This window comes from Enterobacter cloacae complex sp. HYC074_NIDB (assembly GCF_056673345.1).
Window position 1 is genome coordinate 2,094,429 of record NZ_CP114214.1, and the last position, 26,688, is coordinate 2,121,116.

General features: G+C 54.4%; 28 protein-coding genes, 2 tRNA genes and 1 pseudogene. 13 read left to right on the forward strand and 18 right to left on the reverse strand.

The annotated features are described in order from the left end of the window. Nucleotides 1-59: 59 nt before the first annotated feature. The 3 genes and pseudogenes from O1724_RS10370 to O1724_RS10380 all read left to right on the forward strand — a co-directional run. Nucleotides 60-188 (forward strand): annotated as a pseudogene (locus O1724_RS10370) (YdcA family protein); the annotation flags it as partial. A gap of 400 nt (nucleotides 189-588) precedes the next feature. After that, entirely contained in the window at nucleotides 589-789 is a 201-nt protein-coding gene (gene glgS, locus O1724_RS10375) for a cell surface composition regulator GlgS (protein WP_026080713.1), read from the forward strand. A 172-nt stretch (nucleotides 790-961) separates the two neighbouring features. Next, nucleotides 962-1,432: an Hsp20 family protein gene (locus tag O1724_RS10380; RefSeq protein ID WP_080337613.1), complete on the forward strand. Its 471-nt coding sequence runs from the start codon at nucleotides 962-964 to the stop codon at nucleotides 1,430-1,432. A gap of 178 nt (nucleotides 1,433-1,610) precedes the next feature. Here the strand turns inward: O1724_RS10380 and O1724_RS10385 are convergent. From O1724_RS10385 to mdtK, 3 genes are all read right to left on the reverse strand, one after another. Continuing rightward, nucleotides 1,611-1,687: transfer RNA gene (locus O1724_RS10385), tRNA-Val, on the reverse strand. A gap of 4 nt (nucleotides 1,688-1,691) precedes the next feature. Further along, nucleotides 1,692-1,768: transfer RNA gene (locus O1724_RS10390), tRNA-Val, on the reverse strand. Between the two features lie 153 nt (nucleotides 1,769-1,921). Further along, the gene (gene mdtK / locus O1724_RS10395; protein ID WP_003857645.1) at nucleotides 1,922-3,295 is read right to left on the reverse strand and encodes an MdtK family multidrug efflux MATE transporter; all 1,374 of its coding nucleotides are present in this window, start codon (nucleotides 3,293-3,295) and stop codon (nucleotides 1,922-1,924) included. A 225-nt stretch (nucleotides 3,296-3,520) separates the two neighbouring features. On the opposite strand from mdtK, the gene O1724_RS10400 reads away from it, so the two are divergent. Then, nucleotides 3,521-4,162 (forward strand): riboflavin synthase, encoded by a 642-nt coding sequence (locus O1724_RS10400; protein WP_003857643.1) that lies wholly within the window; start codon nucleotides 3,521-3,523, stop codon nucleotides 4,160-4,162. 31 nt (nucleotides 4,163-4,193) lie between these two features. On the opposite strand, the gene cfa is transcribed toward O1724_RS10400, so the two are convergent. Together cfa and punC are read right to left on the reverse strand one after the other, a co-directional pair. After that, complete coding sequence (cfa, locus tag O1724_RS10405) at nucleotides 4,194-5,342, reverse strand: cyclopropane fatty acyl phospholipid synthase (RefSeq protein WP_003857641.1); 1,149 nt, start codon at nucleotides 5,340-5,342, stop codon at nucleotides 4,194-4,196. 298 nt (nucleotides 5,343-5,640) lie between these two features. Beyond that, nucleotides 5,641-6,840: a purine nucleoside transporter PunC gene (punC, locus tag O1724_RS10410; protein ID WP_003857639.1), complete on the reverse strand. Its 1,200-nt coding sequence runs from the start codon at nucleotides 6,838-6,840 to the stop codon at nucleotides 5,641-5,643. A 112-nt stretch (nucleotides 6,841-6,952) separates the two neighbouring features. On the opposite strand from punC, the gene punR reads away from it, so the two are divergent. Then, entirely contained in the window at nucleotides 6,953-7,864 is a 912-nt protein-coding gene (gene punR / locus O1724_RS10415) for a DNA-binding transcriptional activator PunR (RefSeq protein WP_003857638.1), read from the forward strand. Between the two features lie 17 nt (nucleotides 7,865-7,881). On the opposite strand, the gene purR is transcribed toward punR, so the two are convergent. Next, the gene (purR, locus tag O1724_RS10420) at nucleotides 7,882-8,907 is read right to left on the reverse strand and encodes an HTH-type transcriptional repressor PurR (RefSeq protein ID WP_003857634.1); all 1,026 of its coding nucleotides are present in this window, start codon (nucleotides 8,905-8,907) and stop codon (nucleotides 7,882-7,884) included. Between the two features lie 297 nt (nucleotides 8,908-9,204). On the opposite strand from purR, the gene cydH reads away from it, so the two are divergent. Continuing rightward, nucleotides 9,205-9,294, forward strand: a complete 90-nt coding sequence (gene cydH, locus O1724_RS10425) for a cytochrome bd-I oxidase subunit CydH (protein ID WP_003857632.1) — start codon at nucleotides 9,205-9,207, stop codon at nucleotides 9,292-9,294. A gap of 161 nt (nucleotides 9,295-9,455) precedes the next feature. Further along, on the forward strand, nucleotides 9,456-10,622 hold the full coding sequence (locus O1724_RS10430; RefSeq protein WP_003857631.1) for an MFS transporter: 1,167 nt from the start codon (nucleotides 9,456-9,458) through the stop codon (nucleotides 10,620-10,622). A 37-nt stretch (nucleotides 10,623-10,659) separates the two neighbouring features. Here the strand turns inward: O1724_RS10430 and sodB are convergent, their stop codons facing one another. Further along, nucleotides 10,660-11,241: a superoxide dismutase [Fe] gene (sodB, locus tag O1724_RS10435; RefSeq protein ID WP_003857629.1), complete on the reverse strand. Its 582-nt coding sequence runs from the start codon at nucleotides 11,239-11,241 to the stop codon at nucleotides 10,660-10,662. 122 nt (nucleotides 11,242-11,363) lie between these two features. Next, on the reverse strand, nucleotides 11,364-12,122 hold the full coding sequence (locus tag O1724_RS10440; protein WP_022650940.1) for a C40 family peptidase: 759 nt from the start codon (nucleotides 12,120-12,122) through the stop codon (nucleotides 11,364-11,366). A gap of 338 nt (nucleotides 12,123-12,460) precedes the next feature. Between O1724_RS10440 and grxD the strand changes: the two genes are divergently transcribed. After that, the gene (grxD, locus tag O1724_RS10445; RefSeq protein WP_003832760.1) at nucleotides 12,461-12,808 is read left to right on the forward strand and encodes a monothiol glutaredoxin 4; all 348 of its coding nucleotides are present in this window, start codon (nucleotides 12,461-12,463) and stop codon (nucleotides 12,806-12,808) included. 78 nt (nucleotides 12,809-12,886) lie between these two features. Here the strand turns inward: grxD and rnt are convergent, their stop codons facing one another. From rnt to eptA, 5 genes are all read right to left on the reverse strand, one after another. Next, nucleotides 12,887-13,546 (reverse strand): ribonuclease T, encoded by a 660-nt coding sequence (gene rnt / locus O1724_RS10450; protein ID WP_003857625.1) that lies wholly within the window; start codon nucleotides 13,544-13,546, stop codon nucleotides 12,887-12,889. A 95-nt stretch (nucleotides 13,547-13,641) separates the two neighbouring features. Next, nucleotides 13,642-14,049, reverse strand: coding sequence for a lactoylglutathione lyase (gloA, locus tag O1724_RS10455; protein WP_003857623.1), 408 nt, complete (start codon nucleotides 14,047-14,049; stop codon nucleotides 13,642-13,644). Between the two features lie 99 nt (nucleotides 14,050-14,148). Beyond that, nucleotides 14,149-15,246 carry an alkene reductase gene (gene nemA, locus O1724_RS10460; RefSeq protein ID WP_015570682.1) on the reverse strand — a complete coding sequence of 366 codons (1,098 nt, stop codon included), beginning with the start codon at nucleotides 15,244-15,246 and terminating at the stop codon, nucleotides 14,149-14,151. A gap of 53 nt (nucleotides 15,247-15,299) precedes the next feature. Further along, entirely contained in the window at nucleotides 15,300-15,899 is a 600-nt protein-coding gene (locus tag O1724_RS10465; RefSeq protein WP_003857618.1) for a TetR/AcrR family transcriptional regulator, read from the reverse strand. Nucleotides 15,900-15,940: 41 nt separating this feature from the next. Beyond that, nucleotides 15,941-17,566 carry a phosphoethanolamine transferase EptA gene (gene eptA, locus O1724_RS10470; protein ID WP_126296608.1) on the reverse strand — a complete coding sequence of 542 codons (1,626 nt, stop codon included), beginning with the start codon at nucleotides 17,564-17,566 and terminating at the stop codon, nucleotides 15,941-15,943. A 147-nt stretch (nucleotides 17,567-17,713) separates the two neighbouring features. Between eptA and O1724_RS10475 the strand changes: the two genes are divergently transcribed. The 3 genes from O1724_RS10475 to sodC all read left to right on the forward strand — a co-directional run bounded on the left by O1724_RS10475 (nucleotide 17,714) and on the right by sodC (nucleotide 19,498). Next, complete coding sequence (locus tag O1724_RS10475; RefSeq protein ID WP_003857614.1) at nucleotides 17,714-17,953, forward strand: DUF1289 domain-containing protein; 240 nt, start codon at nucleotides 17,714-17,716, stop codon at nucleotides 17,951-17,953. 48 nt (nucleotides 17,954-18,001) lie between these two features. Further along, nucleotides 18,002-18,898: an aldo/keto reductase gene (locus O1724_RS10480; protein ID WP_023313962.1), complete on the forward strand. Its 897-nt coding sequence runs from the start codon at nucleotides 18,002-18,004 to the stop codon at nucleotides 18,896-18,898. A gap of 81 nt (nucleotides 18,899-18,979) precedes the next feature. Next, a complete protein-coding gene (gene sodC, locus O1724_RS10485) occupies nucleotides 18,980-19,498 on the forward strand; it encodes a superoxide dismutase [Cu-Zn] SodC (protein ID WP_045332183.1) in 519 nt (172 codons plus the stop codon). Here the strand turns inward: sodC and O1724_RS10490 are convergent. Genes O1724_RS10490 through O1724_RS10500 form a run of 3 tightly spaced genes read right to left on the reverse strand, consistent with a single transcriptional unit; the run spans nucleotide 19,477 to nucleotide 22,609 of the window. Then, entirely contained in the window at nucleotides 19,477-21,510 is a 2,034-nt protein-coding gene (locus O1724_RS10490) for an FUSC family protein (RefSeq protein WP_003857609.1), read from the reverse strand. The genes sodC and O1724_RS10490 overlap by 22 nt on opposite strands. Further along, the gene (locus O1724_RS10495) at nucleotides 21,510-22,370 is read right to left on the reverse strand and encodes an efflux RND transporter periplasmic adaptor subunit (RefSeq protein WP_032610212.1); all 861 of its coding nucleotides are present in this window, start codon (nucleotides 22,368-22,370) and stop codon (nucleotides 21,510-21,512) included. The genes O1724_RS10490 and O1724_RS10495 overlap by 1 nt, the downstream gene beginning before the upstream one ends. A gap of 2 nt (nucleotides 22,371-22,372) precedes the next feature. Beyond that, a complete protein-coding gene (locus O1724_RS10500; protein ID WP_003857607.1) occupies nucleotides 22,373-22,609 on the reverse strand; it encodes a DUF1656 domain-containing protein in 237 nt (78 codons plus the stop codon). A 187-nt stretch (nucleotides 22,610-22,796) separates the two neighbouring features. Here O1724_RS10500 and slyA point away from each other — a divergent pair, with 187 nt between their 5' ends. Next, a complete protein-coding gene (gene slyA, locus O1724_RS10505) occupies nucleotides 22,797-23,237 on the forward strand; it encodes a transcriptional regulator SlyA (protein WP_414540222.1) in 441 nt (146 codons plus the stop codon). Between the two features lie 35 nt (nucleotides 23,238-23,272). Here the strand turns inward: slyA and O1724_RS10510 are convergent, their stop codons facing one another. After that, nucleotides 23,273-24,637 carry a GGDEF domain-containing protein gene (locus O1724_RS10510; RefSeq protein WP_023313968.1) on the reverse strand — a complete coding sequence of 455 codons (1,365 nt, stop codon included), beginning with the start codon at nucleotides 24,635-24,637 and terminating at the stop codon, nucleotides 23,273-23,275. 193 nt (nucleotides 24,638-24,830) lie between these two features. Continuing rightward, complete coding sequence (slyB, locus tag O1724_RS10515) at nucleotides 24,831-25,298, reverse strand: outer membrane lipoprotein SlyB (RefSeq protein WP_003857604.1); 468 nt, start codon at nucleotides 25,296-25,298, stop codon at nucleotides 24,831-24,833. A 255-nt stretch (nucleotides 25,299-25,553) separates the two neighbouring features. Between slyB and anmK the strand changes: the two genes are divergently transcribed. Then, nucleotides 25,554-26,678 (forward strand): anhydro-N-acetylmuramic acid kinase, encoded by a 1,125-nt coding sequence (anmK, locus tag O1724_RS10520; RefSeq protein ID WP_022650944.1) that lies wholly within the window; start codon nucleotides 25,554-25,556, stop codon nucleotides 26,676-26,678. The last annotated feature ends 10 nt before the right edge of the window (nucleotides 26,679-26,688 follow it).

Here is a 26,688-nt window from a genome sequence, read left to right on the forward strand (position 1 = left end):
GAGAACCAGCTGATTTTATCATGAGAATTCTCCTTCTTACGGTCAGTGTACTTTTTAACATGCAGGCTGATGCCGCCCGTGGAAGACAGCCCTGCTCTGGCTCAAAAGGTGGCATAGCACACTGTACATCGGATGGTCGTTTTGTCTGCAATGACGGCAGTCTGAGCCAGTCGAAGCGATTCTGTTCAGGTTATGGTGCCTCCGAACCGCCCCGGCAGGTAAAACCCTCCCCCCCGCCAGTTTAAACGTTCTTTGTCTGTTATTCGCACTGATAAGACGCTTGCAGGTGGAAACCCACCTGAACGCGCTGGGCGACCTGTAACAGCGTCTGGTATTAAAGCACGCCGTTCGCACCTTCCGGCTACATGGCGAACTTACTGCATGGCTGGCGTTTATGTTTTCTGCATGAGTGATAAAAGGGAGGGAAAATCATGACCAGGGCTGAAGAGTTTTGTCGTTCCTGAAATGTGAACACCGGCAGATGGATGCGCACGCATCGCTCAAAAAACGATCTTTTTCAGGCGGATACTGAGATCAGAAAAGCATATGACCTTGAACAGTAATCACAATGACTGGAGGGATATGCTAATGAAGCGACAAGATATAAACGCATTAAAGAATTTTGATTTTCTGGCACGCAGTTTTGCCCGTATGTACGCCCTGGGCCAGCCAGTTGATATCGATGCCGTGACCGGCAATATGAGTAATGAACAGCAGGCATGGTTCCGGGAGCGATATGACCACTACCGGAAGCAGGCTGAGCGGGCCAGAGTGATAGAACTGCGATGATGTAACGAACAACGGGCTTAACGGCCCGTTGCGTTTTTTAGGTTCCAGCTACATTTTGCAGACTCCTGAGGTTGAAATATTGTGCGGTACCCTCATATAGAAAGCGGGTAAGGAATACCTGCCCGTAAGACATGAACTTTTTGAATATTCTTTTTTACTGTTCAGGAGGTACATGATGACTCTCAGAACTTTTCCCATGTTGAACGATCTCTCCGACTCTCTGTTTGCGGACCGTTTTAACCGTATCGATCGCCTTTTTAGCCAGCTAACCGGCAGTACGCCGTTGCCCTCCACGCCTTCTTACAATATCCGGCGGGTGGGTGATAACCGCTATGAACTGACGCTCAGCGTGCCGGGCTGGAAAGAGAGCGAACTGGAAATTGAAACCGTTGGCGGTCAGCTGAATATCAGCGGTAAACGTGAAGAGGAGAAAACCGAAAACGGCGAAGAAGGGTGGATCCATCGGGGTATCAGCCGCAGCGACTTCCGGGCCAGCTATAGTCTGCCTGAGCATGTGAAAGTAACCGGCGCTTCGCTGGAAAACGGCTTGCTGGCGATTGAATTACACCAGGATATCCCGGAAGAAGAGAAACCGCAGCGCATCGCCATCAACAACAACCCGGCGATTGAACATAAGCCGTAATCATTGACTGACGTTGTTTTCACGCCCGGCAAATGCCGGGCGTTTTGCTAACCTGATGGGGCTTATGCCATTCCGCTTTTCCCGGTACGCGCGGGCTGGAGGTCACTTTCGATGTGCTTAAAAGGTTTGCTGCCTCTGCATGAGGCTGAACGGGAATGAAATGTGCGGAAAAACAGATTGGTGCGTCTGAATGGACTCGAACCATCGACCCCCACCATGTCAAGGTGGTGCTCTAACCAACTGAGCTACAGACGCAGAATGGTGCGTTCAATTGGACTCGAACCAACGACCCCCACCATGTCAAGGTGGTGCTCTAACCAACTGAGCTATGAACGCATTGTGTTGTCGGTGACAACGGGGACGAATATTAGCGGCACAGCCCCAAGGTGGCAAGAGGGAAAATGCATTTTTCTCTCTGATTTCACGCGATTGCTTCATTACCGCGCAAAGTGAAGAGAAAGTAGTCGCCAGCCGGCGGCTACAGGGTCATTAACGTGCAGCGCGCTGCAAAATAACCGTAGAGGGCTGACGTTGCAGGAAACGCATGCGCAGCATCATCATAATGGCCGCAGACGTTAAGCCGATGATAAAGCCCATCCAGAATCCGGCTGGCCCCATGCGATCCACCACCAGATCCGTGAGCGCCAGAATGTACCCGCACGGCAGACCCAGCACCCAGTAAGCGATAAAGGTGATAAAGAAGATGGAACGCGTATCTTTATACCCACGCAGCACGCCGCTGCCAATGACCTGGATGGAGTCAGAGATCTGATAAATGGCCGCCAGCAGCATCAGGTGCGAGGCCAGAGTCACTACCTCCGGGTTGTCGTTATAGAGCAGGGCAATTTGCTCACGCAACAGCACGGTAAAGAGGGCGGTACAGACCGCCATGCAGACGCCGACGCCCAGCCCGGTGCGGGCAGCCGTTTGCGCATCCAGCGTAGAACCTTGCCCCAGACGGAAGCCCACGCGAATCGTCACCGCAGCCGCCAGCGACATCGGCAGAACAAACATCAAAGAGCTGAAGTTCAGCGCGATCTGGTGGCCTGCCACATCAATAATCCCTAACGGCGAGACCAGCAGGGCGACGACGGCAAACAGCGTCACTTCAAAGAACAGCGCCAGCGCAATGGGCAGACCCAGCTGTGTCAGGCGGGTCAACATCGACCAGTCAGGCGTGCTAAAGGTGGTGTCGTTGCGAATGTCGCGCATGGATCGCGCATGCTTAATGTAGGTGAGCATGCTTCCGAACATCACCCAGTACACCGCTGCCGTCGCCACGCCGCAGCCCACGCCGCCGAGTTCCGGCATGCCAAAATGACCGTAAATGAAGATATAGTTCACGGGAATGTTCACCAGCAAGCCGATAAAGCCCATCACCATGCCCGGCTTGGTTTTTGCCAGCCCTTCACACTGGTTACGTGCCACCTGGAAGAACAGATAGCCGGGCGCGCCCCAGAGCAGGGCGCGCAGATAACCGACCGCCTTATCCGCCAGCGCCGGGTCGATATTATGCATGGCGCGAATAATATACCCGGCGTTCCACAGGACGATCATAATCAGGACGGAGACGAACCCGGCCAGCCAGAAGCCCTGGCGCACCTGATGGGCCACGCGGTCACGTCGACCGGAGCCGTTAAGCTGTGCGATGACGGGCGTTAGCGCCAGCAGCAGGCCGTGACCAAACAGAATGGCCGGGAGCCAGATTGAGGTTCCGATCGCCACGGCGGCCATATCGGTGGCGCTGTAACCACCGGCCATTACCGTATCCACAAATCCCATTGCGGTTTGGGCTACCTGCGCGACGATCACCGGTATTGCCAGTGCCAATAACTGACGCGCTTCGATCATATACTTCTGCACGTGAACACCTTTGTATTGTAGTTATTTGAGAGACTAAAAAGGCCGCCGTTACTGGCAGCAAGAAGAAAAAACAGAGGGATGCCAGCTATTGTAGCGGGGTTTAACTAATTATCTAGTGAAAAAATCGCCAGAAATTGCGCATCACTGGCAACCTGTTTTTTCAACTGTTATTGTGGTGGGATTATACGGTGTCATCGCCGTTCGGAATGAACAGGAGCTGTAAGCATGTTTACTGGTATTGTGCAGGGCACTGCCAAAGTGGTGTCCATTGATGAAAAACCGAATTTCCGCACTCACGTGGTTGAGCTGCCTGAATATATGCTCGACGGCATTGAAACCGGGGCGTCGATAGCGCATAACGGCTGCTGCCTGACGGTGACCGAAATTAACGGTAATCAGATTAGCTTTGATTTAATGAAAGAGACGCTGCGCATCACTAACCTGGGTGAGCTGGTGGTAGGAGATATCATCAACGTTGAACGCGCGGCGAAATTCAGCGATGAGATTGGTGGGCATCTGATGTCGGGCCATATTATGACCACCGCAGAAGTGGCGAAAATCGTGACCTCGGAAAATAACCGTCAAATCTGGTTCAAGGTGCAGGATCCGTCATTAATGAAATACATCCTTTATAAAGGATTTATTGGCATCGATGGGATTAGTCTGACCGTCGGTGAAGTGACGCCAACGCGTTTTTGCGTGCATTTAATTCCTGAAACGCTGCAACGTACTACGCTTGGCGCAAAAAAATTGGGGCAGCGCGTAAATATCGAAATTGATCCGCAGACCCAGGCGGTCGTGGATACCGTTGAGCGCGTGCTGGCGGCGAAAGAGGCGGCGATAATAAAGACCGTGGAAGAAGAATAAAAATTAACCCCGGGAAACCGGGGTTATTTTTTCAGCGAGCCACCCGCAAGCCGTGCTCAATCCCACGACTAAACACCACCTGCCACAGCTGTATATCCCGCGCACGGAACGCGCCCGCACAGGCATTCAGATAATAGCTAAACATCCGTTTGAATCGTTCCGAATAGTTGTCGGCGATTTCAGGCCATGCAGCCTGGAAACGTTCATGCCAGGCCATCAGGGTCGTGTCGTAATCTGCGCCGAAGTTATGCCAGTCTTCCACAATAAAATGCGGTTCGCTGGCGTTCGCAATCTGGCGAACAGAGGGTAAACAGCCATTCGGGAAGATATATTTGTTGATCCAGGGGTCCACATTGTTATCGGTGCGCTTAGAGCCGATGGTGTGTAGCAGGAAAATTCCGTCAGGCTTCAGGTTACGATCGGCGACCTCAAAGTAGGTCTTGTAGTTCTTCGGCCCCACGTGCTCGAACATACCTACGGAAACAATACGATCGAACTGCTCATTCAGGTCGCGGTAGTCCTGAAGCCGAATATCAACATCCAGTCCCAGACAGCGTTCCTGCGCCATCTTCTGCTGTTCAGCCGAAATCGTGACGCCGACTACGCTGACGCCGTAATTTTTCGCCATAAACCAGGCAAGACCACCCCAGCCACAGCCGATGTCCAACACACGCATACCGGGCTGTAACTGCAATTTATCGCAGATCAGTTGCAGCTTATCCTGCTGCGCCTCTTCCAGGGTCGTCGCTTTTTTCCAGTATCCGCAGGAGTACTGCATTAAAGGATCGAGCATACGGCTGAACAAATCGTTGCCAAGGTCGTAATGCTCTTTACCGACGATCCATGCCCGTTTTTTACTTTGCAGATTGAACAGGCGGGCGGAGGCGATACGTAAGGTATCTTTGAAATGACGAGGGAGCTGTTTTTCAAGACCGGCGCGTAATACGCTGGAGAAGAACATATCCAGCCGCTCACACTCCCACCAGCCGTCCATATAGCTTTCACCCAGCCCTAACGATCCCTCCTGTAACACGCGTTTGAAAAAATCGGGATGCTTTATCTGGGGATCGGAGGGGGATGAGCCATTAATCGTAATGCCCGCACGTCCCAACAGTTCACTGACGATCCGGGACCAGTTATCGTCCGGAACGCTGACTTCTTCTATACACGATGAACTCATAGCTTCTCCATCACCTTGCTGTGATCAGAACCTTAAAACAGCGTAGACGCTTTTTTGGTTTGTGAGAAATCTCACGGTAAATGCCCGCGAGGCTAATATCCGACGTAGAACAGAGGAAGGGAGATAACCCTTGCCGAAATGCCTTCCATGGTAAAACGGGAGCGCTCCGGCTCCCGTTAACACTTAATATTTATCGTATTTAATCGAACCAAATTCAGTATAGGCCGCAAAATTTGGTGATTCAACAGAAAATTGTTAGCTACCTAATCACTGGTTTTTAACATAGTTTCCCGCGCAATCAGGCGTGCGACGTTTCGGTTTGTGCATTGTCATTCTGCTCGCGAAGCGCGGAGGACTGCATGCGATAGCCCAATCCCGCCAGCGCAACGGTGATCAGCATCACGCTGGTAGTGGTGAGCAGCGGGGTTGCAATCAACGCAGAGACCACGAGACTTGCCAGGAAGCACAGGCCAAGTTGCAGGGTATTTTGCAGCGCGGCAGCGCGGCCTGTCGCCTGCGGAAATGGACGCAACGCCTGGGCTACAACGATAGGGTAGATGGCCCCGTTAGCGATCGCCATGACGCAGAACGGAATCAAAATTTCTGCAAGCCCGGCGCCGGGAATAAAGCCGACAGCCCAGGTCGCAATCACGCTTAGCGCATACAGCACCAGCAGCCAGGGCAGCATCTGTTGGCCTTCCCATTTTTGCAGCGCGGCGCGACAGCCATAGCCACCCACCAGGAAGGCGATGGTCTGTGGTACATAGCTCAGGCCGATAGCCGCCGGGCTGTAGCCCATGTCATGCAGAATGAACGGCGAACCGGTCAGCCAGGCAAAGAAGCTGGCAGAGCAGGCGGCATAAATCAGCACGTTACCGCGATAGGCTTTCGACCGCAGTAAAGAGGTAAAGGTGATGGGCTTCGCGTCCGGATGCGTCTCTTTTTTATGCGCCGGTTTAAGCCCGAACGCGGGCAGCATCAGGACCAGCGTAATAGCAAAGAGCGTGGCGAAAATGGCCTGCCAGTCGAAATGCGCCAGGATCCAGCTTCCCAGTAACGGGGCAAGCGCCGGCGACAGGCCGACCAGGGGCATAATGGTGGCGAATATACGGTTAGTGCGCGAGGCGGGGTAGTAATCGGTTACCAGCGCCTGCCAGGTCACCGCAGCGGCACAGACACCGACCGCCTGAATAAAGCGCAGCGCCAGCAGCCAGGCGGCATCGCGGACCCACAGCATGCCCAGACAGCCTGCGGCAAAAATCGCCAGCCCCAACAACAGGACGGGTTTACGGCCAAAACGATCCGAGAGCGGCCCCCACAGCAATTGCGCAAAAGCAAAACCGGCGAGGAACAAACTCAAACTGGCGCTGATGGCGGCGGCAGGGGTTTGCAAATCTTCCTGCATCGCGGCGAACGCGGGCAGATACATATCGGTCGCCAAAAAGCCCAGCACGCTTAAGCCGCCGAGCCAGACTAAAAATCCTTTCCTGGGTTGCACTTTTTTTCTCCTGAGGAGGCAGGTGTACGTTGGCGCAGAGTGTAGGGAGTGCAAAGCGGCTTGTGAAACGCTAATATTTGGCGGGTGCATTCAAAAAATTTGCAGGCTAAAGATGTGGTCAGATTATTCCCTTGAAGTGGTTGATGCCGTGGCGCGTAACGGCAGCTTTACCGGCGCCGCCCAGGAGCTGCATCGCGTTCCCTCGGCGATCAGTTACACGGTGCGTCAGCTGGAAGCGTGGCTGGCGGTGCCGCTGTTCGAGCGGCGTCATCGCGACGTGGAGCTCACGCCTGCCGGAGCGTGGTTTTTGAAGGAAGGGCGGTCTGTCATCAAAAAAATGCAGATCACCCGTGAGCAGTGCCAGCAGATCGCCAACGGCTGGCGCGGGCATCTCGCTATCGCGGTGGATAACATTGTTAAGCCGGAGCGGACCCGGCAGATGATCGTCGATTTCTATCGTCATTTTTCCGACGTCGAACTGCGTGTTTCGCAGGAAGTGTTCAACGGCGTCTGGGATGCGCTGGCGGACGGCAGGGCGGAGATGGCGATTGGTGCAACCCAGGCGATCCCGGTTGGTGGGCGCTACGCGTTTCGCGACATGGGCATGCTGAGCTGGACCTGCGTGGTCGCGCGCGATCACCCGCTGGCAGCGCTGGAAGGGCCGCTGAGCGATGACACATTACGCAACTGGCCCTCGCTGGTGCTGGAAGATACCTCCCGCTCGCTGCCCAAGCGCATTACCTGGTTGCTGGATAATCAGCGCCGCGTGGTCGCGCCGGACTGGGAGTCGTCAGCCACCTGTCTGAGCGCGGGGCTGTGCGTTGGCATGGTGCCGGTGCATTTTGCGCGCCCGCGCATCGACGCGGGAGAGTGGGTGGCTCTGACGCTGGAAAACCCCTTCCCGGATGCCGCATGCTGTCTGACGTGGCAGCAAAACGACGTCTCGCCCGCCATGGCCTGGCTGCTGGATTATCTGGGAGACAGCGAAACGCTGAACCGGGAGTGGTTGCGGGAACCAGCATAGCTGGCCCCGGAAAGTGATTAACGACGGTAGTCGCGGAACGGACCGTCCGCAACGGAACGGCGTTCTATCAGGCGCGGGTGAACTTCAATGGACTGGGACTGTTCACGCTTGTTGACGATCCTGTCCAGAAGCATGTTGAAGGCCGTTTCACCCAGCGAATCTTTCGGCTGGTGAATGGTGGTCAGCGCCGGGGTAAAGAAGCGGGCGTTGCGCACGTTGTCATAGCCGATCACCGAGATATCCTGGGGGACGCGCAGGCCGAGTTCATCTGCCGCGCATAGCGCGCCCATCGCCATGATGTCACCGCCGCAGAACACCGCGGTAGGGCGATGCGGCTGGGAGACGATCTGCTGCATGGCGCGATAGCCTGACTCCGGCTCGAAGTCGCCCTGAACAATCCAGTTTTCCGGCACGGTGATCAGCGCCTCTTCCATCGCTTTCATGAAACCGGCCAGACGGCCAGCACCGGTGTTACGCTCCAGAGGTCCCGGGATCACGCCAATTTCACGATGACCGCGTTCTACCAGATAACGCCCCGCCATGTAGCCGCCTTCAAAGGCGTTATCAATAACGGAGTCGGTGAAGTCTGCGCGCGCCTCGCCCCAGTCCATGACCACCATCGGAATGTGGCGATACTCTTCCAGCATGGAAAGGACCGACTCAGGGTATTCAGAACACATTACCAGAAGACCGTCGACGCGCTTTTGCGCCATCATTGACAGGTAAGCGCGCTGTTTTTCAATGTTGTTCCACGCATTGCCCAGAATCAGGGTATAGCCTTTCTGGAAGCAGTTTTTTTCAACGGCTTCGATGATTTCAGCAAAATAGGCCGCTTCACTGCTGGTGGCCAGCAGGCCAATCGATTTGGTGTGATTAACCTTCAGGCTGCGGGCGACGGCACTTGGCGAGTAGTGCAGTTCTTTGATTGCCGCCCAGACGGCATTACGCGTCTCTTCAGCGACGAAACGCGTTTTGTTAATAACATGTGATACGGTTGTAGTGGAAACGTTTGCGCGTTTTGCTACGTCTTTAATTGTTGCCATTAAATGTCACTCCAGACCATATCCTAAGCTCCTGAAAAAATTGAAGGTAAACGTTTGCCTTCTCTCACCCATATTACGCAAACATGAGTTGCGACACGCCGGGAAAACGACACAGGACGTCAGGAGGGGGTCAGTGGCCGGTACGCTAATAAATTTAGCGTGGAATTTTGTCCTATCTTGATGAAAAGGGGAAGAGGTAAAGTGGATATCCGTTTAAATCCTGGAAGATTTTTGACCTGAACTGTGTAAAAATGAGCAAGCTCACTTTTCGTAGGGTGAATAAAAGGAGAAAAATTGATGAGTACCGATCTGAAGTTTTCGCTGTTTACCACCATTGTTGTTCTTGCTCTGATTGTTGCCGGTGGTTTAACCGCTGCACTGCACTGATTCAGGCGGAGGGAGAACCTTCTCCCTCTCTTGCCGCTATTGTTACCTCTCCGGCAAAAATCTTTTGCCAAAATGTTAACTTCTCATTTTTTGTGATTGATGTCATGCTTTTGACTTCTTAGTTCTGTGCCGGGTTATGGCACGGTATCCGGAGCCTCTTCATGAAAATCAATTTTCCCCTGCTGGCCCTGGCGATTGGCGCCTTTGGGATTGGCACCACTGAATTCTCCCCGATGGGGTTATTGCCTGTTATCGCCCGGGGGGTAGACGTCTCTATCCCTGCGGCCGGTATGTTAATTAGCGCCTACGCGATCGGCGTGATGGTGGGCGCGCCGCTGATGACGCTGCTGCTTTCGCACCGTGCGCGCCGCAACGCGCTGATTTTCCTGATGGCGATTTTCACTCTCGGCAATGTGTTTTCCGCGATTTCGCCCGATTACACCACTCTGATGCTTTCGCGCATTCTTACCAGCCTCAACCATGGCGCCTTCTTCGGACTGGGCTCGGTTGTTGCTGCCAGCGTGGTGCCAAAACATAAGCAGGCCAGCGCGGTAGCCACTATGTTTATGGGCCTCACCATCGCTAATATCGGCGGCGTTCCCGCCGCCACCTGGCTGGGAGAAGCCATCGGCTGGCGTATGTCTTTCCTCGCAACCGCCGGACTGGGCGTGGTCGCGATGGTTGCGCTGTTCTTCTCACTGCCGAAAGGAAGTGCTGGAGAACGTCCGGAAGTACGTAAAGAGCTGGCGGTGCTGATGCGTCCTCAGGTGTTGTCCGCGCTGCTCACCACGGTGCTGGGGGCCGGGGCGATGTTTACGCTCTACACCTATATCTCCCCGGTGCTGCACGACATAACCCACGCAACGCCACTCTTTGTTACCGCGATGCTGGTGCTGATTGGTGTCGGGTTCTCGATTGGCAACTATCTCGGCGGGAAATTTGCCGACCGCTCCGTGAGTGGGACGCTGAAAGGTTTTTTAACGCTGCTGATTGTCATCATGGTGGCGATTCCGTGGCTGGCGCGTAACGAAGTGGGTGCCGCGATTGCCATGGTGGTGTGGGGCGCCGCAACCTTTGCCGTGGTGCCACCGTTGCAGATGCGCGTAATGCGCGTTGCACACGAAGCGCCGGGGCTCTCTTCATCGGTGAATATCGGTGCGTTTAACCTGGGCAATGCGCTGGGGGCCGCAGCGGGCGGGGCGGTGATCTCCGGTGGTTTGGGTTATAGCTTTGTGCCGGTGATGGGGGCGATCATTGCCGCACTCGGCCTGCTGCTGGTGATAATGTCTGGTCGTAAACAGCCTCAAGCGGTGTGTACGGCGGAATAAACAAAAACGCAGAAGGGCTGCCCCTTCTGCGTGTCTCTTACGCGGCGAAGTTCTTCGCAACAAATTCCCAGTTAACCAGTGCCCAGAAGTGTTCCAGGTAGTTCGGGCGCGCATTACGGTAATCAATGTAATAGGCGTGTTCCCATACGTCCACGGTCATCAGCGGCGTGGCGCTGGTGGTCAGAGGGGTACCCGCATTAGAAGTGGAAACGATAGCCAGTTTGCCATCAGCCTCTTTTACCAGCCAGGTCCAGCCGGAGCCAAAGTTTTTAACGGCTGCGTCAGTAAACTTCGCTTTAAAATCCGCGAAACTGCCGAACGCGGCGTTAATCGCTGCCGCCAGCTCACCGTCAGGTTCTCCGCCTGCATTCGGGGCCAGGCAGTGCCAGTAGAAGGTGTGGTTCCACACCTGTGCGGCGTTGTTGAATACGCCGCCGTCTGAACTGCGCACGATCTCTTCCAGCGTTTTGCCTTCAAAATCGGTGCCCTTGATCAGGTTATTCAGGTTGGTGACATAGGTCTGGTGATGCTTGCCGTAATGGTACTCCAGGGTTTCCGCGGAAATATGCGGGGCCAGGGCGTCTTTTGCATACGGTAGTGCAGGTAATTCGAACGACATTGCTTCTCTCCTTATAGTTTTATACGTTGCCAATAACCCTACAGACAACAAGGACAGGATAGCAAATTGAAAGGGTATGCAAAAGAGGAACTTACCCTGCCACAAGGGCGGCAGGGCAGGGGCTAGCGGATGGTTTTTGGCGTCATCACGCGGCGCGCACCCACATAGTGGCGCACCCAATAATCTTCGCTGAGAGAGGTGATCTGAATGTCCTGACCGCTGCGCGGTGACTGGATAAATTTACCGTTACCCACATACACCCCAACGTGATCTGCCGTACCGCGTCCCTGGGTGCGGAAGAACACCAGGTCGCCATTTTGCAGTTCGCCACGGTTTACAGGGGCGGCGTCGCGCAGATGGTACATCTCATTGGCGGTGCGTGGAATGCGAAACTTCACCAGATCTTTATAGGCATAATAAACCAGCCCACTACAGTCAAAACCGGTGCGCGGAGAGGTGCCACCCCAGCGATACGGTTTACCTATTTGCCCCATCAGTTTGTTCATCGCCGTTTTTTGCGCTTTCTGCATACGCGCTTTATGCACGTCAGCCAGCTTCGTCACTTTTGCGCATTTCGTTTTATGGCCTTTGCGCACGGTGCATTTTTCATTCACCAGGCTGGCGGTTGTTCGGGTGGTTTTGTGCGTGCCGGAACGGAGAGTTTTGGTTTTACTGGAGGCGGTCTTTTTGGTCTGAGCGGTGGTTTTCTTCTTTACTGTTTTACTGGTGGTTTTTTTCTTACGTTCTGTGGATTTTGCCAGATGCGTTTTTTGTACAGCAGAATGCCGCGCCTGTTCAGAGGCGTTCGCCGCTGGCGTAAATGAGAGTGTGGTAAACAGTAAAGCACAGAGCGTCATCGAGATTTTAGTTATCCGCGCCACTGGGCAGTCCCCTGATAAATGCAGGCCACAATGCATACCCGCGTGAGATTTACAAAACCTGTCGATTCTAATCCATAAAATCAGAAGAAGTTAATAGCATTTTTCATTCAAAAATTATGTTTCGTTAGCAAGTGCAAAAAAATTCACCATTCTGACGCACTCCTGTTCGCTCCTTAAGCAAAACCGCACCCCGTCTGGCGATAAACGACATTAGCAATGCAACTTTATGCGATAAGCGATAAAATAATTAGACGTGACAAAAATGTTATTTTCCGATGTCGGCCTGACCCGCTACAATGTCAGACTGATGCCGTAACAGAAGTTAAAGGAAGCAAGACATGAGCACCACTATTGAAAAAATTCAGCGCCAGATCGCTGAAAACCCGATTCTCCTGTACATGAAAGGTTCTCCGAAGCTGCCAAGCTGCGGCTTCTCCGCGCAAGCGGTTCAGGCGCTGTCCGCCTGTGGTGAGCGTTTTGCTTACGTTGATATCCTGCAAAACCCGGACATTCGCGCTGAATTGCCAAAATACGCAAACTGGCCGACCTTCCCACAGCTGTGGGTTGATGGTGAACTGGTTGGCGGATGCGATATCCTGATTGAAATGTATCAGCGCGGCGAACTGCAACAGCTGATCAAAGAGACTGCGGCGAAGTATAAAACCGAAGAGCCGGACGCAGAATAAGTTTTCTGCGGCTATAAAAAAGCGACCACATTATGTTGGTCGCTTTTTTTTGTCCTGTGGGGCTGTTGATAACCCAACCTACGATTGAAGATCGGCCTCGTCGCCCATCGGCAGCGGCCAGCCGCCCAGACGTTTCCAGCGGTTGACGATCTCACAGAACAGCTCCGCCGTACGCTCGGTGTCGTATAACGCGGAATGCGCCTGGGTACCGTCAAACGCAATACCCGCCGTGATGCAGGCTTTCGAGAGCACGGTTTGCCCCAGCGCCAGGCCGCTCAGCGCGGCGGTGTCGAAGGTCACAAACGGATGAAATGGATTACGCTTTAGCGAGGCGCGCTCGGCGGCAGCCATGGTGAAGCTGTGATCGAACGTAGCGTTGTGGGCTACCATGATGGCGCGGCTACAGTCATTCTCTTTCATGCCTTTGCGCACCATTTTGAAAATGGCGTGCAGCGCCTCGTATTCGCTTACCGCCCCGCGCAGCGGGTTTGTCGGATCGATACCGTTAAAGGCCAGCGCCTCTGGCTGTAAGTTTGCCCCTTCAAAGGGTTCAACGTGGAAATGCAGCGTGGTGTCCGGTACAAGCCAGCCCTGTTCATCCATCTTCAGCGTGATGGCGGCAATCTCAAGCAGCGCATCGGTTTTAGCGTTAAATCCGGCTGTTTCAACATCAATGACAACGGGATAAAAACCACGAAAACGGTCGCACAGACCGGTAAATTGAGCGTTATCGGACATCAGGGTCTCTTACAAGGGGAAAAAGCAGTGCGCATTATGGCAAATTTTGAGTGGGGATGCAGCAAAACAACGGGCGCATAGTGCGCCCAGCGGGATCAATTGCCCAGACCGCGACCAGCGTCTTTGGCTTCAATCAGTTCGATTTTATAACCGTCCGGATCTTCCACAAACGCAATGACGGTGGTGCCGCCTTTAACCGGACCGGCTTCACGGGTGACGTTACCGCCATTGCTGCGGATACGTTCGCAGGCTTCGGCGGCGTTATCCACTTCCAGCGCGATGTGGCCGTAAGCCGTACCCAGCTCATAGCTGTCCACGCCCCAGTTGTAGGTCAGCTCGATGACCGCTTCATCAGATTCCGGGCCGTAACCGACAAACGCCAGAGAGTATTTATATTCCGGATTTTCGCTGGTGCGCAGCAGCTTCATGCCCAGAACGTTAGTGTAGAAATCGATGGAACGTTGCAGGTCGCCAACGCGCAGCATGGTGTGAAGTAGGCGCATAATTTCCTCATTAACCAGTGGAATGGATTATCTTTTTGAACAGAAACGATGTTTTAGTATAGCGGCGAAAGGTCGCCGCTATCAATGTACAAAGCGGGATTACAGTGAAGGGTAGTCGGTATAACCTTCCGCGCCGCCGCCATAGAAACTTTCAGGGCGCTGCGGGTTCAGTTCGGCTTTCTTCTGCAAACGGGCAACCAGATCCGGGTTAGCAATGTAGTCACGGCCAAAGGCCACGGCGTCGATCAGGCCTTTCCCGATCAGATCTTCAGCTTTCTCTGCCGTATACGCGCCCGCCCCGATAATCACGCCGTGGAAGCGCTCGCGCACTTTCTGGCGGAAGGCTTCACTATAAGGCTTGCCGCCTGCCCAGTCCGGCTCGGACATGTGCAGATAGGCGATACCGCGTTTCGCCAGCTCTTCAATCAGATACAGCGCGTCTGCTTCTTCGTTCGGACCGTTGTCGACGTTCTGGAAAGTACCGATCGGGGAGACACGAATACCAATGCGGTCTGCGCTCCACTCATTACAGACAGCATCCACCACTTCAAGCACCAGACGCGCGCGGTTTTCAACGCTGCCGCCGTACTGGTCGGTACGCTGGTTGGAAGAAGGGGACAGGAACTGATGCAGCAGGTAACCGTGCGCAGAGTGCAGCTCAACCAGGTCGAAGCCCGCTTCACGGGCGTTGGCGACGGCCTGACGGAAATCATTCACAATACCCGGGATCTCGTCCAGCTCCAGCGCGCGTGGCGTGGTGGTGTCAACGCGGATCGCATTACCGTTTTCATCGCGCAGGGAAGTGCGGGTATTGGCGTTCAGGGCAGAAGCAGAAACCGGCGCCTGACCGCCAGGCTGGATGCTGCTGTGTGAGATACGACCGGTGTGCCACAGCTGAACCGCAATACGGCCATCTTCAGCATGAACACCTGCGGTGATTTTTTTCCACGCGGCGATCTGTTCCGGGCTGTGCAGACCCGGCGCACCGGCGTAGCCTTTTGCCTGGGCTGAAATCTGCGTGGCTTCGGAAATAATCAGGCCCGCGCTGGCGCGCTGACGATAATACTCACCCATCAATGGCGTTGGGATATCGCCCGGCTCGATGCTGCGCAGACGGGTGAGTGGGGCCATAAACACGCGGTTTGGGGCAGTAACGGCACCCACTTTCAGTGGGGTAAACAGCTTTTCAGCGGACATAATGGCTCCTGAGTAGACCAGTCGACTAGTAAAAGGGTAAATAAAAACGCCGGCTACACGCCAGGCGCGGTTATACAGTTTTTCACGTGCGCCAGCGCGCTTTCGAGCGGCACGGCGCTGCGAGACATTTTTGCTTGCAGGTTGGCGCCTAACCAGAGGGAATAGAGCACCTGTGCCTGCGTGAGCGGATCGCCGGAGAAGGAGAGCGTTTTTTCATTGCGCCCGCTCTCCAGCGCCTGAGCCAGCAGTGCAATCACGCCGCTGGCCCCTTTATCCATGGCGGTGCGCATATCTTCGGAGAGATCGCACACTTCGGCAGACAGTTTTACCGTCAGGCAGCCGCTGATGATGCCCTGCTGACAGAACTGCGTCAGCGTTTCCTGATAGTAGTTCAGAACACGATCCCGGTAGTCACCTTCACCGCTGGCGAAGTGGGCTGCCAGGCGCTGATGGTAGCTGGCGTAGTGCCGCTCCAGCATGGCAACGCCGAACGCCTCTTTGGAACGAAAATAGTGATAAAACGATCCCTTAGGTACTTCAGCGGTTTTTAACAACTCGCTAAGCCCCATCCCGGTAAACCCGCGATGCATGCAAAGGCGCTCGCCGGTAGCCAGCAAATGTTCTCGTGTATCGTGTTCAGTGTGTCTGCTCATGCCCTTACTCTAATAGACCGTTCGGTCTAATGCAAGCCCGCTTAGCGACGACACTGCGACAGAATATCCAGCTGCGGCTGATAAACCGCTGATTTCACGTCCATCATGCCCAGAACGGTGGCGAATAAATTGTCCTGTGAAACCGCCTCTTTTGCGGCATGGTCACGCAGGCAATCCGTGTTTACGCCGAAGTTTTTCGCATAATCCGGGGAGAGCCAGAACATAAAAGGAATATGCGTTTGCTGCTCCGGGGCCAGCATATACGGCGTACCGTGCAGGTAAATTCCGCTTTCGCCCAGCGATTCACCGTGATCGGAGAGGTAAATGAGCGCCGTGTTCATGTTGGCCTGCCGGGCTTTCAGTGCGTCGATGGTTCGGCTGACGACGCTGTCGGTATACAGAATCGTGTTGTCATAGGTATTGATCAGCGACTGATGATCGCAATCCTGAATTTCATTGGTATCGCAGGTTGGGGTGAACTTGCGGAAGCTATCAGGGTAGCGTTTGTAATAGGCCGGACCGTGGCTGCCCATCAGGTGAATAACCAGAACCGTATCCTGCTTTATTCCATCCAGCACGTTGTCCAGGCGGTACAGGTTAACGTCGTCGATACAGGATTTGTTCTTACAGAACTGATCCAGTTTCCACTGGGTCATGTCCGTGTGCGGCACGCGGTCGCAGGCGCCTTTACATCCGCCGTCGTTGTCGCGCCACATCAGGTTGAACCCGGCGTGGTTAAGCACATCAAGCAGACCTTCCTGATGATGGGCGAGGTCCGCGTCATATTTTTTCCGCGTCATGCCGGAGAACATGCAGGGGACGGAAACAGCGGTTTCCGTGCCACAGGAGGAGGCCCGCGGGAAGTTGATGACATCCTGCTTTTTCAGCTCGGGGTTGGTTTCACGCGGGTAACCATTTAACGAGTAGTTTGCGGCGCGGGAGGCTTCGCCCACCACCACAACCAGCACGGTTTTCTTGCGTTGGCTGGCAATCAGCGCGCCTTTATGAGCATCTTCGCCAATGCGGACCAGCGTCTGGTCGCCGGCAAACCAGCGCATTTTGCTGTATTTCACCACGGCGCTCACGTAATTCGCCGGGGTGACCATTTTTACGATGCTTTTGTTATTGCGGAACAGCGAAGCATAGTCTTTATAGAACACTGACGCGACTAGGATGATCACCAGCAGCGCACCCAGCATAGCGGCGAAGCGCGTCAGGAGGGCATACCACCATTTTCCGGTGCGAATGCGCGTCAGGGCTAACACAACAGATGGAACCAGACCCGCTACGACCAGCCACAGGATCATCTGCGGCGTCACCAGGGCTGTCGCTTCCTGAGAATTAGTCTCGAACACGTTCACAATCATGTTCTGATCGATAACCGCGCCATAGGTATACATAAACCAGGTCGCGGCGGCACATCCCAGGGTCAGGACAATCAGGAGCGGCTTACGAATATAGGGGATATTTAACAGGCTGAAGACAATCACCCAGCCGCAGAACAGTACCAGCGGCACGCTGGCAGCAAACAGGACATCGTGCAGATGCGCAGGCGCAATAATTGACCAGCTGCGCTGGATAAACAGTGCATTCAGTACGGTAAAGAAAAGTGCACAGCCCAGAGTAAATTTTATATCGTTACAGTGTAACTTTTTTGCGAACCACATGATGAGCAGACCATTCGTTATATCAATGCGGCGAGTATAAGAAGGGAAGATTAGCGAAACCTTAATGTCCTGTTTGTGGCAGACATCCTTGCATGCAAGCCATTTAGGGTCTTCACTGTAGGGAATAATGACGTTCTGGAGGTAGGTGTGGCAGAGCAACTGGAATTTTTCCCTGTCCAGAGCCCGTGCCGGGGTATTTGCCAGGTTGATGAACGAGGATACTGTCGTGGCTGCATGCGCACGCGCGATGAACGTTTTAACTGGCAAAATTTCAGCGACGCGCAAAAGCAGGAGGTCTTACGGCTTTGCCGACAGCGTCTGCTGCGTAAAATACGTGCAAACAAAGCAGTTGAACCCGAAGAACCTCAGCAACCTTCACTGTTTTAGCAGGGTAATTGCGTATACTGGTGACATGACTTCCTTGAGGAAAATGTTATGGTTCAGCGTATTACCCTTGCCCCACAGGGCCCGGAATTCTCCCGATTCGTTATGGGCTACTGGCGCCTCATGGACTGGAATATGTCTCCGGTCCAGCTGGCGGACTTTATAGAAGAGCATCTCGATCTCGGGATCACCACCGTCGATCACGCTGATATTTATGGCGGCTATCAGTGCGAGGCCGCCTTTGGCGAAGCGCTGAAGCGTGCGCCGGGGCTGCGTGAACGAATGGAGATTGTGACCAAATGCGGTATTGCCACCACAGCAAAACCGGAGCATGCGCTTGGACATTACATCACTGACAGCGCGCATATCGTTAAAAGCGCCGAGCAGTCACTGGTCAACCTGGCCACAGATCGTATCGACCTGCTGCTGATCCACCGTCCCGACCCGTTGATGGATGCGGATGAGGTCGCGGAAGCCTTCCTGACGCTGCACCAGAGCGGCAAAGTGCGCCATTTTGGCGTGTCTAACTTCACCCCGGCACAGTTTGCGCTATTGCAGTCTCGCCTGCCGTTTACGCTGGCGACGAATCAGGTGGAGATCTCGCCTGTTCATCAGCCGCTGCTGCTGGATGGCACGCTCGACCAACTGCAACAGCTGCGCATCCGTCCAATGGCATGGTCTTGCCTGGGAGGCGGCCGTCTGTTTAACGATGAGGCATTCCAGCCGCTGCGTAACGAGCTTGAAACGGTGGCGCGCGAACTGAATGCGGAGAGTATCGAGCAGGTGGTTTACGCCTGGATCCTGCGCCTGCCGTCTAAACCGCTGCCAATTATTGGCTCCGGCAAAATTGAGCGTGTCCGCGCTGCGCTTGTTGCTGAGGAGCTGGATATGACGCGTCAGCAGTGGTTCCGCATTCGTAAGGCGGCGCTGGGCTACGACGTACCCTGAGCACGCCTGAACCTGACTTTCCGGTGAAATCTGCGCCTCTGGTATAGACTTAAGGTGCAAAAAATAACCCGTGGAGGTCATATGAAGCGTTTTGCTCTGGCAATGGTCACGCTGGTTGTTTGCGCAGGGGCGCAGGCAGCCAGCGAGGACGTTGAAATGAATCTCGTCACTTCTCAGGGGGTAGGTCAGTCCATCGGGACGGTGAAAATCACCGAAACCGATAAAGGGCTGGAATTTGCTCCCGATCTCAAGGCTCTTCCACCCGGCGAACATGGTTTTCACGTTCATGCTAAAGGCAGCTGTCAACCCGCGATGAAAGAGGGGAAACCAACAGCTGCGGAAGCCGCAGGGGGGCATCTCGACCCGCAGAACTCCGGTAAGCATGAAGGCCCGGAAGGGATGGGGCACCTCGGCGATCTGCCGGTGCTGGTGGTAAATAACGATGGTAAAGCCACCGATCCGGTTGTGGCGGCACGACTCAAAAAGCTTGACGAGGTCAAAGGCAAGGCGCTGATGATCCACGTGGGCGGCGATAACATGTCCGATCAACCTAAACCGCTTGGCGGCGGCGGGGCGCGCTATGCCTGCGGGGTGATCTGATCGCCAATCGTTCCGGGTGGCGGCGCCTGTTCAAGCTGTGACAGGGAGCAGTGCAGCCGCCAGATAATGGATGCCAGATCGCGGGCCGCAGGCTGATGATGGTGCGCCAGCGTGTCGCAAATACGCTGAAGCTCGGCGAGCGTGACGCTCAGGGGGCGCTGCTGCACCCCGCGCTCGCTCATAACATCGCGGAGCATAGAAATACAGTTATCACGGACCTGCGACAGCGGATCGGAACGCGTCTCCCAGGCGCGCAACTGCCACACCACGTGCGAACAGTTTAGCAGCACCACGCCCCAGCGCAGTAGCCAGCGACGGGAGAGTGAATCCTGGCTGTTATTCAGCTGGCTGACATGATGGTAAACCAGCGATTCATACTCGCTTTCGCGCAGATGCGGCCTGCGGCTCAGCTGATCGACAAAACCCCTGCGCAACTCCCGAATATGCCTGCGGCTTTTACGCGCGTCCGAGCCTGGGCGTAGCACGGCGAAAGCCAGCCACGCCAGCCCCACGCCGAGGATCTTCGCCAGGTTGTCGTTGAGAAAATCAGCGTAATCGTAAACCGGTGGATTCGTTACAGAGATAAATGAGCCCATAAAAACAATTAACTGACCCCACAGACCGGCCAGTTTAGGCATTTGCAGTTTGAGCAACTGCATGGTGGTTAATAGCGGGAAGAGAAATAGCAGAAATTGCCAGAGGTCGGTTATCTGCACCATCAAACCAAATTTCACCACGAAGCTGAACAGCGACAGCAGCACCAGCGTACGCAGCAGAAGCGTCAGGGAGTTAAAGGGGGAAGCGGCGACGGAATAGAGCACGCAGCTTATTGCCGCAAGCGTCAGGGCCGCACTGCCCGCATCCCATTGCGTGGTGATGGCCCATGCGCCCACGGCCGTCAACGCGCAAAACGTACGAAAACCGCTCCACAGCGCCTCCATTGCGTCGGTATGCCGCGCCAGAGCAGGACTACCGGGAACGGAAAATTCGGTGACGGGCGTGGCATTCTCGACGGCTTTTAACCAGCGGCTGCTGCGCAGATACAGGCGGCAGAAATAGTTCAGACGCTGCCAGAAGGCGCGATGCCGGTAGTCATATTCATCCGCTGGGGCGAGAGGCGCGATAATGCGGGCCACGGTATAAATATCGGCATCCGAACGCGCAAGGGCTGCGAGCAGCGCCTCGATAATCTCCCGGGTATGGGCTGGGGGTGCAGGCCAGTTCAGCAACATCCGACGAAGGCTCGAGATCGCGCTCGTCATCCGCAATTGCTGGTGCAATAAATAGTTCAGAAGCGTGTTCTGGCGACGAAAACGGTAGTGGCTCCAGAAAGCCTGGATGCGCAACAGGTTCATGGTCAGGATCTGGCCGATGACCTTTTCGTGCGCGAGGCGGATGTCATCGCTGCTGTCAGGCTGCCAGAGCAGGCTGGCATGTTCCAGCAAACGTGCGTGCATCGTTTTAAGGGCGGTGATAAGCGTAGTGCCATCTGAGGTACTGGGCAGGATCATCATCATGACGCCCCCGCACAGAATGCCGACCATCACTTCACACACGCGTGCCTGGGCGATATCCCACAGCTCGGTGGTATCCAGCACGTTGACGACCGGAAAGGCGATAATGGCCGCGGTGTAACCCGCCAGTTGAAACGCATAGGCAACGTTATTGGTAAAATGAGCGCAGGCCCAGGTACACAGCCCCAGCCATGCCGACATGCTTAACAAAAAGAGCCAGGGATCGTTCAGAGTATGGCCGGCAAGAAGCAGTGCGGCGGTTGCCCCAAGCAGGCTACCTGCCACGCGCCCGAGGCTTTTACTGATAACGCCCCCGACGGTAGGGAAGCTGACGACCGCCGCAGAGGTCATCGCCCAGTAAGGCTCATCCAGATTTAGATAATAGGCAACCGTAAGCGCAAGGCACATGGCGATGCCGTTACGCAGCGCGTAACGCCACTGCGGCCGTGTCGCTTTTATCCACGGCGTATTGCGCCAGGAGAGAGCTCCCAGGTTCATCATCGCGATCCGATGGCGACGGTGCAGGTTGTGCCAGAGACCAGGGTAATGTCTTTCGGCAGTTGATCAAACTCGACGCGAACAGGCACCCGCTGAGCCAGACGCACCCACGGTACGTTGGGTTTGATGTCGGGCACCAGGCCAGAATCGGTTTCCACGCTCTGATCGTAAATTGCCCGACCTATGCTGCTAACGTGACCCTGTAACGTTTCTGCGCCGCTGTAAAGCGTGATTCGGGCAGGCGCTCCCTCGCGGATATGGCGCAGCTTGGTCTCTTCAAAATAACCTACAACATAGAAAGAGCGGCTGTCGACCAGGGCAAAGACCGGCTGGCCTGTGGTGGCGTAATCCCCCACACGGGTCGACAGGCTCGTGATCCATCCATCCACCGGAGCTTTGACAACGGTCTGGGTCAGTTGCCACTCGGCCTGTTTCAGCGTTGCCTCTGCAACCTTCAGGCTGGCCTGCATGGCTTTTACATTGATATTGGCGGTATCGAGATCTTCCGCAGAGATGTAATTCCTCGACAGATGTCGGCGACGTTCGGCTTCGTTATTGGCTTTTGCCAGATCGGATTGAGCTTTTGCGAGCTGCGCCTGGGCATTGAGCACCGCAATGTGAAAAGGGGTCTCGTCGATGCGGAATAACACATCACCCGCATGAACGAACTGGTTGTCCTTCACCAGCAGCGCGCTGATACTGCCGGACACCTGTGGCGTGATGCTGACCTGTTCTGCGCGGATCTTGCCGTCACGCGTCCAGGGCGACTGCATGTAATAATTCCAGAGCCACCAGCCGGCGATAAGCGCCAGCGCTAAGACGAAAAGAGTGGAAAAATATTTTAACGTTTTCAATGCTATTCTCACCACACGGTTAACACGGCAAGGCCAAGACAGACGGAGAGGGTAAACAGGGAGAGATCCATTAACATCGGGTGCCAGATTTCACCGGAATACATCCAGTCGCGCAGCAGACGATGCGCAATGAGCCAGATCACAAAACCGACCATCACGGCTTTAAACAGTGGCGGAAAGTAGACCGATGCGCCAACAATCAGATCCTGGAGGGGCAACCCTGCGGAGAAGGAAAACAACGTCACAAGCAGCGATCCTTTGCGGTGGAATGAGGGCCACAATGGCAGATTTCAATGCGATGGCGCATTACCGTTCAGTGTAAATCATCCTTTAAGGAATGATGAATACCGTGATTGCATTTGTTTTGGCAATACAAATACTGCAAACTATTCTAAAATCACTATAATCACTTAGCAAGCTAATTATAAGGAGATGAAATTGGAATCGCCATTCGGTTCTGATCTGGCAAGGTTGGTACGCATCTGGCGTGCTCTGATTGACCATCGCCTGAAACCCCTGGAACTCACACAGACGCACTGGGTTACGCTGCACAACATCCATCAGCTTCCGCCCGATCAGTCACAGATCCAACTGGCAAAAGCGATTGGTATTGAACAGCCTTCCCTGGTGCGTACCCTTGACCAGCTGGAAGAGAAGGGACTCATCTCCCGACAAACCTGCGCCAGCGACCGTCGCGCCAAGCGGATCAAATTGACGGAAAAAGCGGCCCCGATTATTACTGAGATGGAAACCGTCATCAGTAAAACGCGAGGGGAGATCCTGGCCGGTATTTCACCCGCTGAGCTGGAGATGCTGATCGGACTCATCGCCCGTCTTGAGCAAAACATCCACGATTTACAGTCGCGCGACTGACGTTGTTCACTGGCCTTGCTCGTGCAAGGCCTTTGTCATGTTCTGAACACCACCACCCGGTTGCGGCCCGTCTCTTTTGCCTCGTACATGGCTTTATCCGCGCTTTCCACACAGGTTTCAGCGCTGGTTTCCGGCGAGGTAGCGGTGAATACTCCCATACTAATGGTAATCGGTTCCGGAAGCTGCCCACCGCTGCTGGCCTTGTCAAACCCGCTCAACTTGAGGCGAATACGTTCGGCAACCTGATGCGCGACATCGGACGGTGTATTTGTCAGCATGAGCACAAACTCTTCGCCGCCGATCCGCGCCGCGATATCCTGCGGTCGCACCGAATCGGTCAACAGGTTTGAGACAAACTGTAAAACCCTATCCCCCTGCAAATGACCGTAGCAGTCGTTAATGCGTTTAAAACGGTCAAGATCGCTCACGACCACCGACACCGGATGTGTCACCGTGGCCGTGTTTAGCGCGTGATTTAATGAATCATAGAAATAGCTGCGATTATAAAGACGGGTGAGGGGGTCGCGGATGGAATTTTGATAAGACTGCTGATATTTTACATGCGAGTCACGATACAAATTAAATACGTCGGAAAGTAAGATGAAAATAATCATTAACGTAGCGACAGTTTCGAATAACCGTGCCCGGTACCATGAAATATCTTCAGCGTGTCCGCCTAACAATAGCATGAGCAGAGTGACGATATAACAGACACATAAAAAATTGCCGCCGACCCAAAACAAATTCCTCACGCGGGTAATGGCCAACAGGGTGATTAACGTTACTACCCACAGGACGATCAAAATGATATTGATCGCCTGGCTCCAGAGAACCATAAACTGTCGGGTTTCATTATCCACCAGGTCCAGTGTGAGCAGGGTTGAATGGCTGGAATAGAACAATGCCAGCCCAAGCATACAGCCCGTAAAGAGCGAGGCGCCGACAACGATACCAACATGGGCGCTTCGTGAGAGCGCAGAATTGCGCAGGGTATACAGTAATGCTGCGACGATCATCAGCACCGCCATTAAAAAGTGGCGGAACATGTAGAAAATCATGGCGTCGTTATAGTTCGCTTCGTTGAACTGATAGAGATCAAGCCAGGCCGGGAAGCTGGCCAGTGTCCCCACCATCAGTAACGCCGAACCGGCAAAGGCCAGGGCAATGGGAACAAGATATAATCGCCTTTTGTCGCACCAGTATTTCATTGCCATAAAACAGGCAATAAACAGATGGAACACCAGAAGAAATATCGTCAGCGTAGGGAAAAACAAAGGTGAAAACGAAGGAACCCATTCAACAAGTTTTATAAAAAAACCTTGTAATACGGCAATGATAACAATGCACCCAAGCGCGAAGGCCACAAAGCGGTTCTTTACAAATCGACAGATCGCAAGCATAGAGAATTTAAAAATTAAAAAAGGAAAAAGAGATTGCGAAGAGTCTAAGCGAGGGAAATAAAAAATACTTTGCGCACGGACAAGAACGGGTGAAATGAATAATTCACCATGTGAATATATTGTGCCAATATATTATTGGAAATGATGATTTTGGTAAATGGATGCGGTCTGAAAGACCACATCCATCAGGATATTAACGCGGGGAGACGGTGACCTGGCTGCCGTTGCTTGCAAGAACAACACGCTGGCCAGCAGAGAAGCGGGTGTTACCCTGTTTCTGCACAACCATAATAGTGCTGCCATCGTCTTTGCGGATTTCCAGCTCAACGCCCTGAGTTTTGTTCATCGCACCCTGAACGCCCTGACCCGCTACGCCGCCTGCAACTGCGCCCGCTGCGGTCGCCAGAGAACGTCCGGTGCCGCCGCCAATGGTATTACCCAGGAAACCACCCAGCACAGCACCGCCGATTGCGCCCACCACGTTCGTGTCATCGCCACCCTGAATCTGAACAGGACGGGCATTAACGATAGTACCGTATGTCACGTTCTGTACCTGTTTAGCTTCAGAAGCACTATATACGTCGCCGGAGAGTGAACTGTCATTCACACAACCCGCCAGTGTTAAACCAATCAGCGAAACGCCCAGTACACGTAAAATCATTTGACTCTCCTGTTCACCAAAAAACGCCCGGTTGGGGCATCCGTTATGGCTAAATTATATGGCATTCCTGACCACAGTTCATATCTTTGCATGCCGAATAAATAAATTTTACCTGAACAGGGCTTAACGGGACATAAACAAACATCGCCTGTGCTACAGGTCTGAGATTGTTAAAAATTATTATCACCGCATAGCAAAGCCGCGTTATTTATGATGGAGTGTTTGCACTTAGCCCATGTAACGTAAGGAAAGCGCATGAAATCGGGTCGCTATATCGGTGTGATGTCTGGTACCAGTCTTGACGGTGTGGATGTCGTTCTGGCCGCCATTGATGAAAACATGGTGGCGCAGCAGGCAAGCCTGACCTGGCCAATTCCGGTCTCGTTAAAAGAAGAGATCCTGAACATCTGCCAGGGGCAACAGCTGACGCTTTCCCAACTGGGCCAACTGGATGTGCGTCTGGGGGCGCTGTTTGCTGATGCGGTACTGGCCCTGATGCAGCAGGAAAGACTCCACCCGCAGGACATCGTGGCAATAGGCTGCCATGGGCAGACCGTCTGGCATGAACCTGTCGGCGAGGCGCCGCACACGATGCAAATTGGCGATAACAACCAGATTGTGGCAAAAACCGGCGTAACGGTGGTGGGTGATTTCCGTCGTCGCGATATGGCCCTCGGCGGGCAGGGGGCGCCGCTGGTTCCGGCATTTCATCAGGCGCTGCTGGCGCACCCGGTAGAGCGCAGGATGGTCCTGAACATCGGCGGGATCGCCAACCTGTCGATGCTTATTCCCGGGCAGCCCGTGCGGGGGTACGATACCGGACCCGGTAATATGCTGATGGATGCCTGGATTTGGCGTCAGAGCGGTAAAGCCTATGACAAAGACGCGCAGTGGGCCAGCCAGGGGAAAGTGATCCTTCCCTTGCTGCAAACCCTGTTAAGCGATCCTTTCTTTGCTCTGCCTGCGCCAAAAAGCACGGGGCGGGAATATTTCAACTACGGCTGGCTTGAACGTCAGCTGGCGCGCTTCCCCGGCCTTGCGCCTCAGGATGTTCAGGCTACGCTGACGGAGCTCACCGCGGTGTCGATCTCTGAACAGGTGTTGCTGAGCGGCGGGTGTGAGCGCTTGCTGGTATGCGGAGGCGGAAGCCGAAACCCGCTGGTGATGGCACGCCTCGCCGCCTTGCTGCCGGGCACCGAAGTCACGACCACTGATGAAGCCGGGATCAGCGGAGACGATATGGAAGCGCTGGCCTTCGCCTGGCTTGCCTGGCGTACGGTTGCCGGTCTGCCGGGTAATTTACCCTCCGTAACCGGTGCGCGGGAGGCGAGTGTCCTCGGGGCCATTTTCCCCGCAAACCCGCGCCATAATCAGAGTTAACTGAAATTCA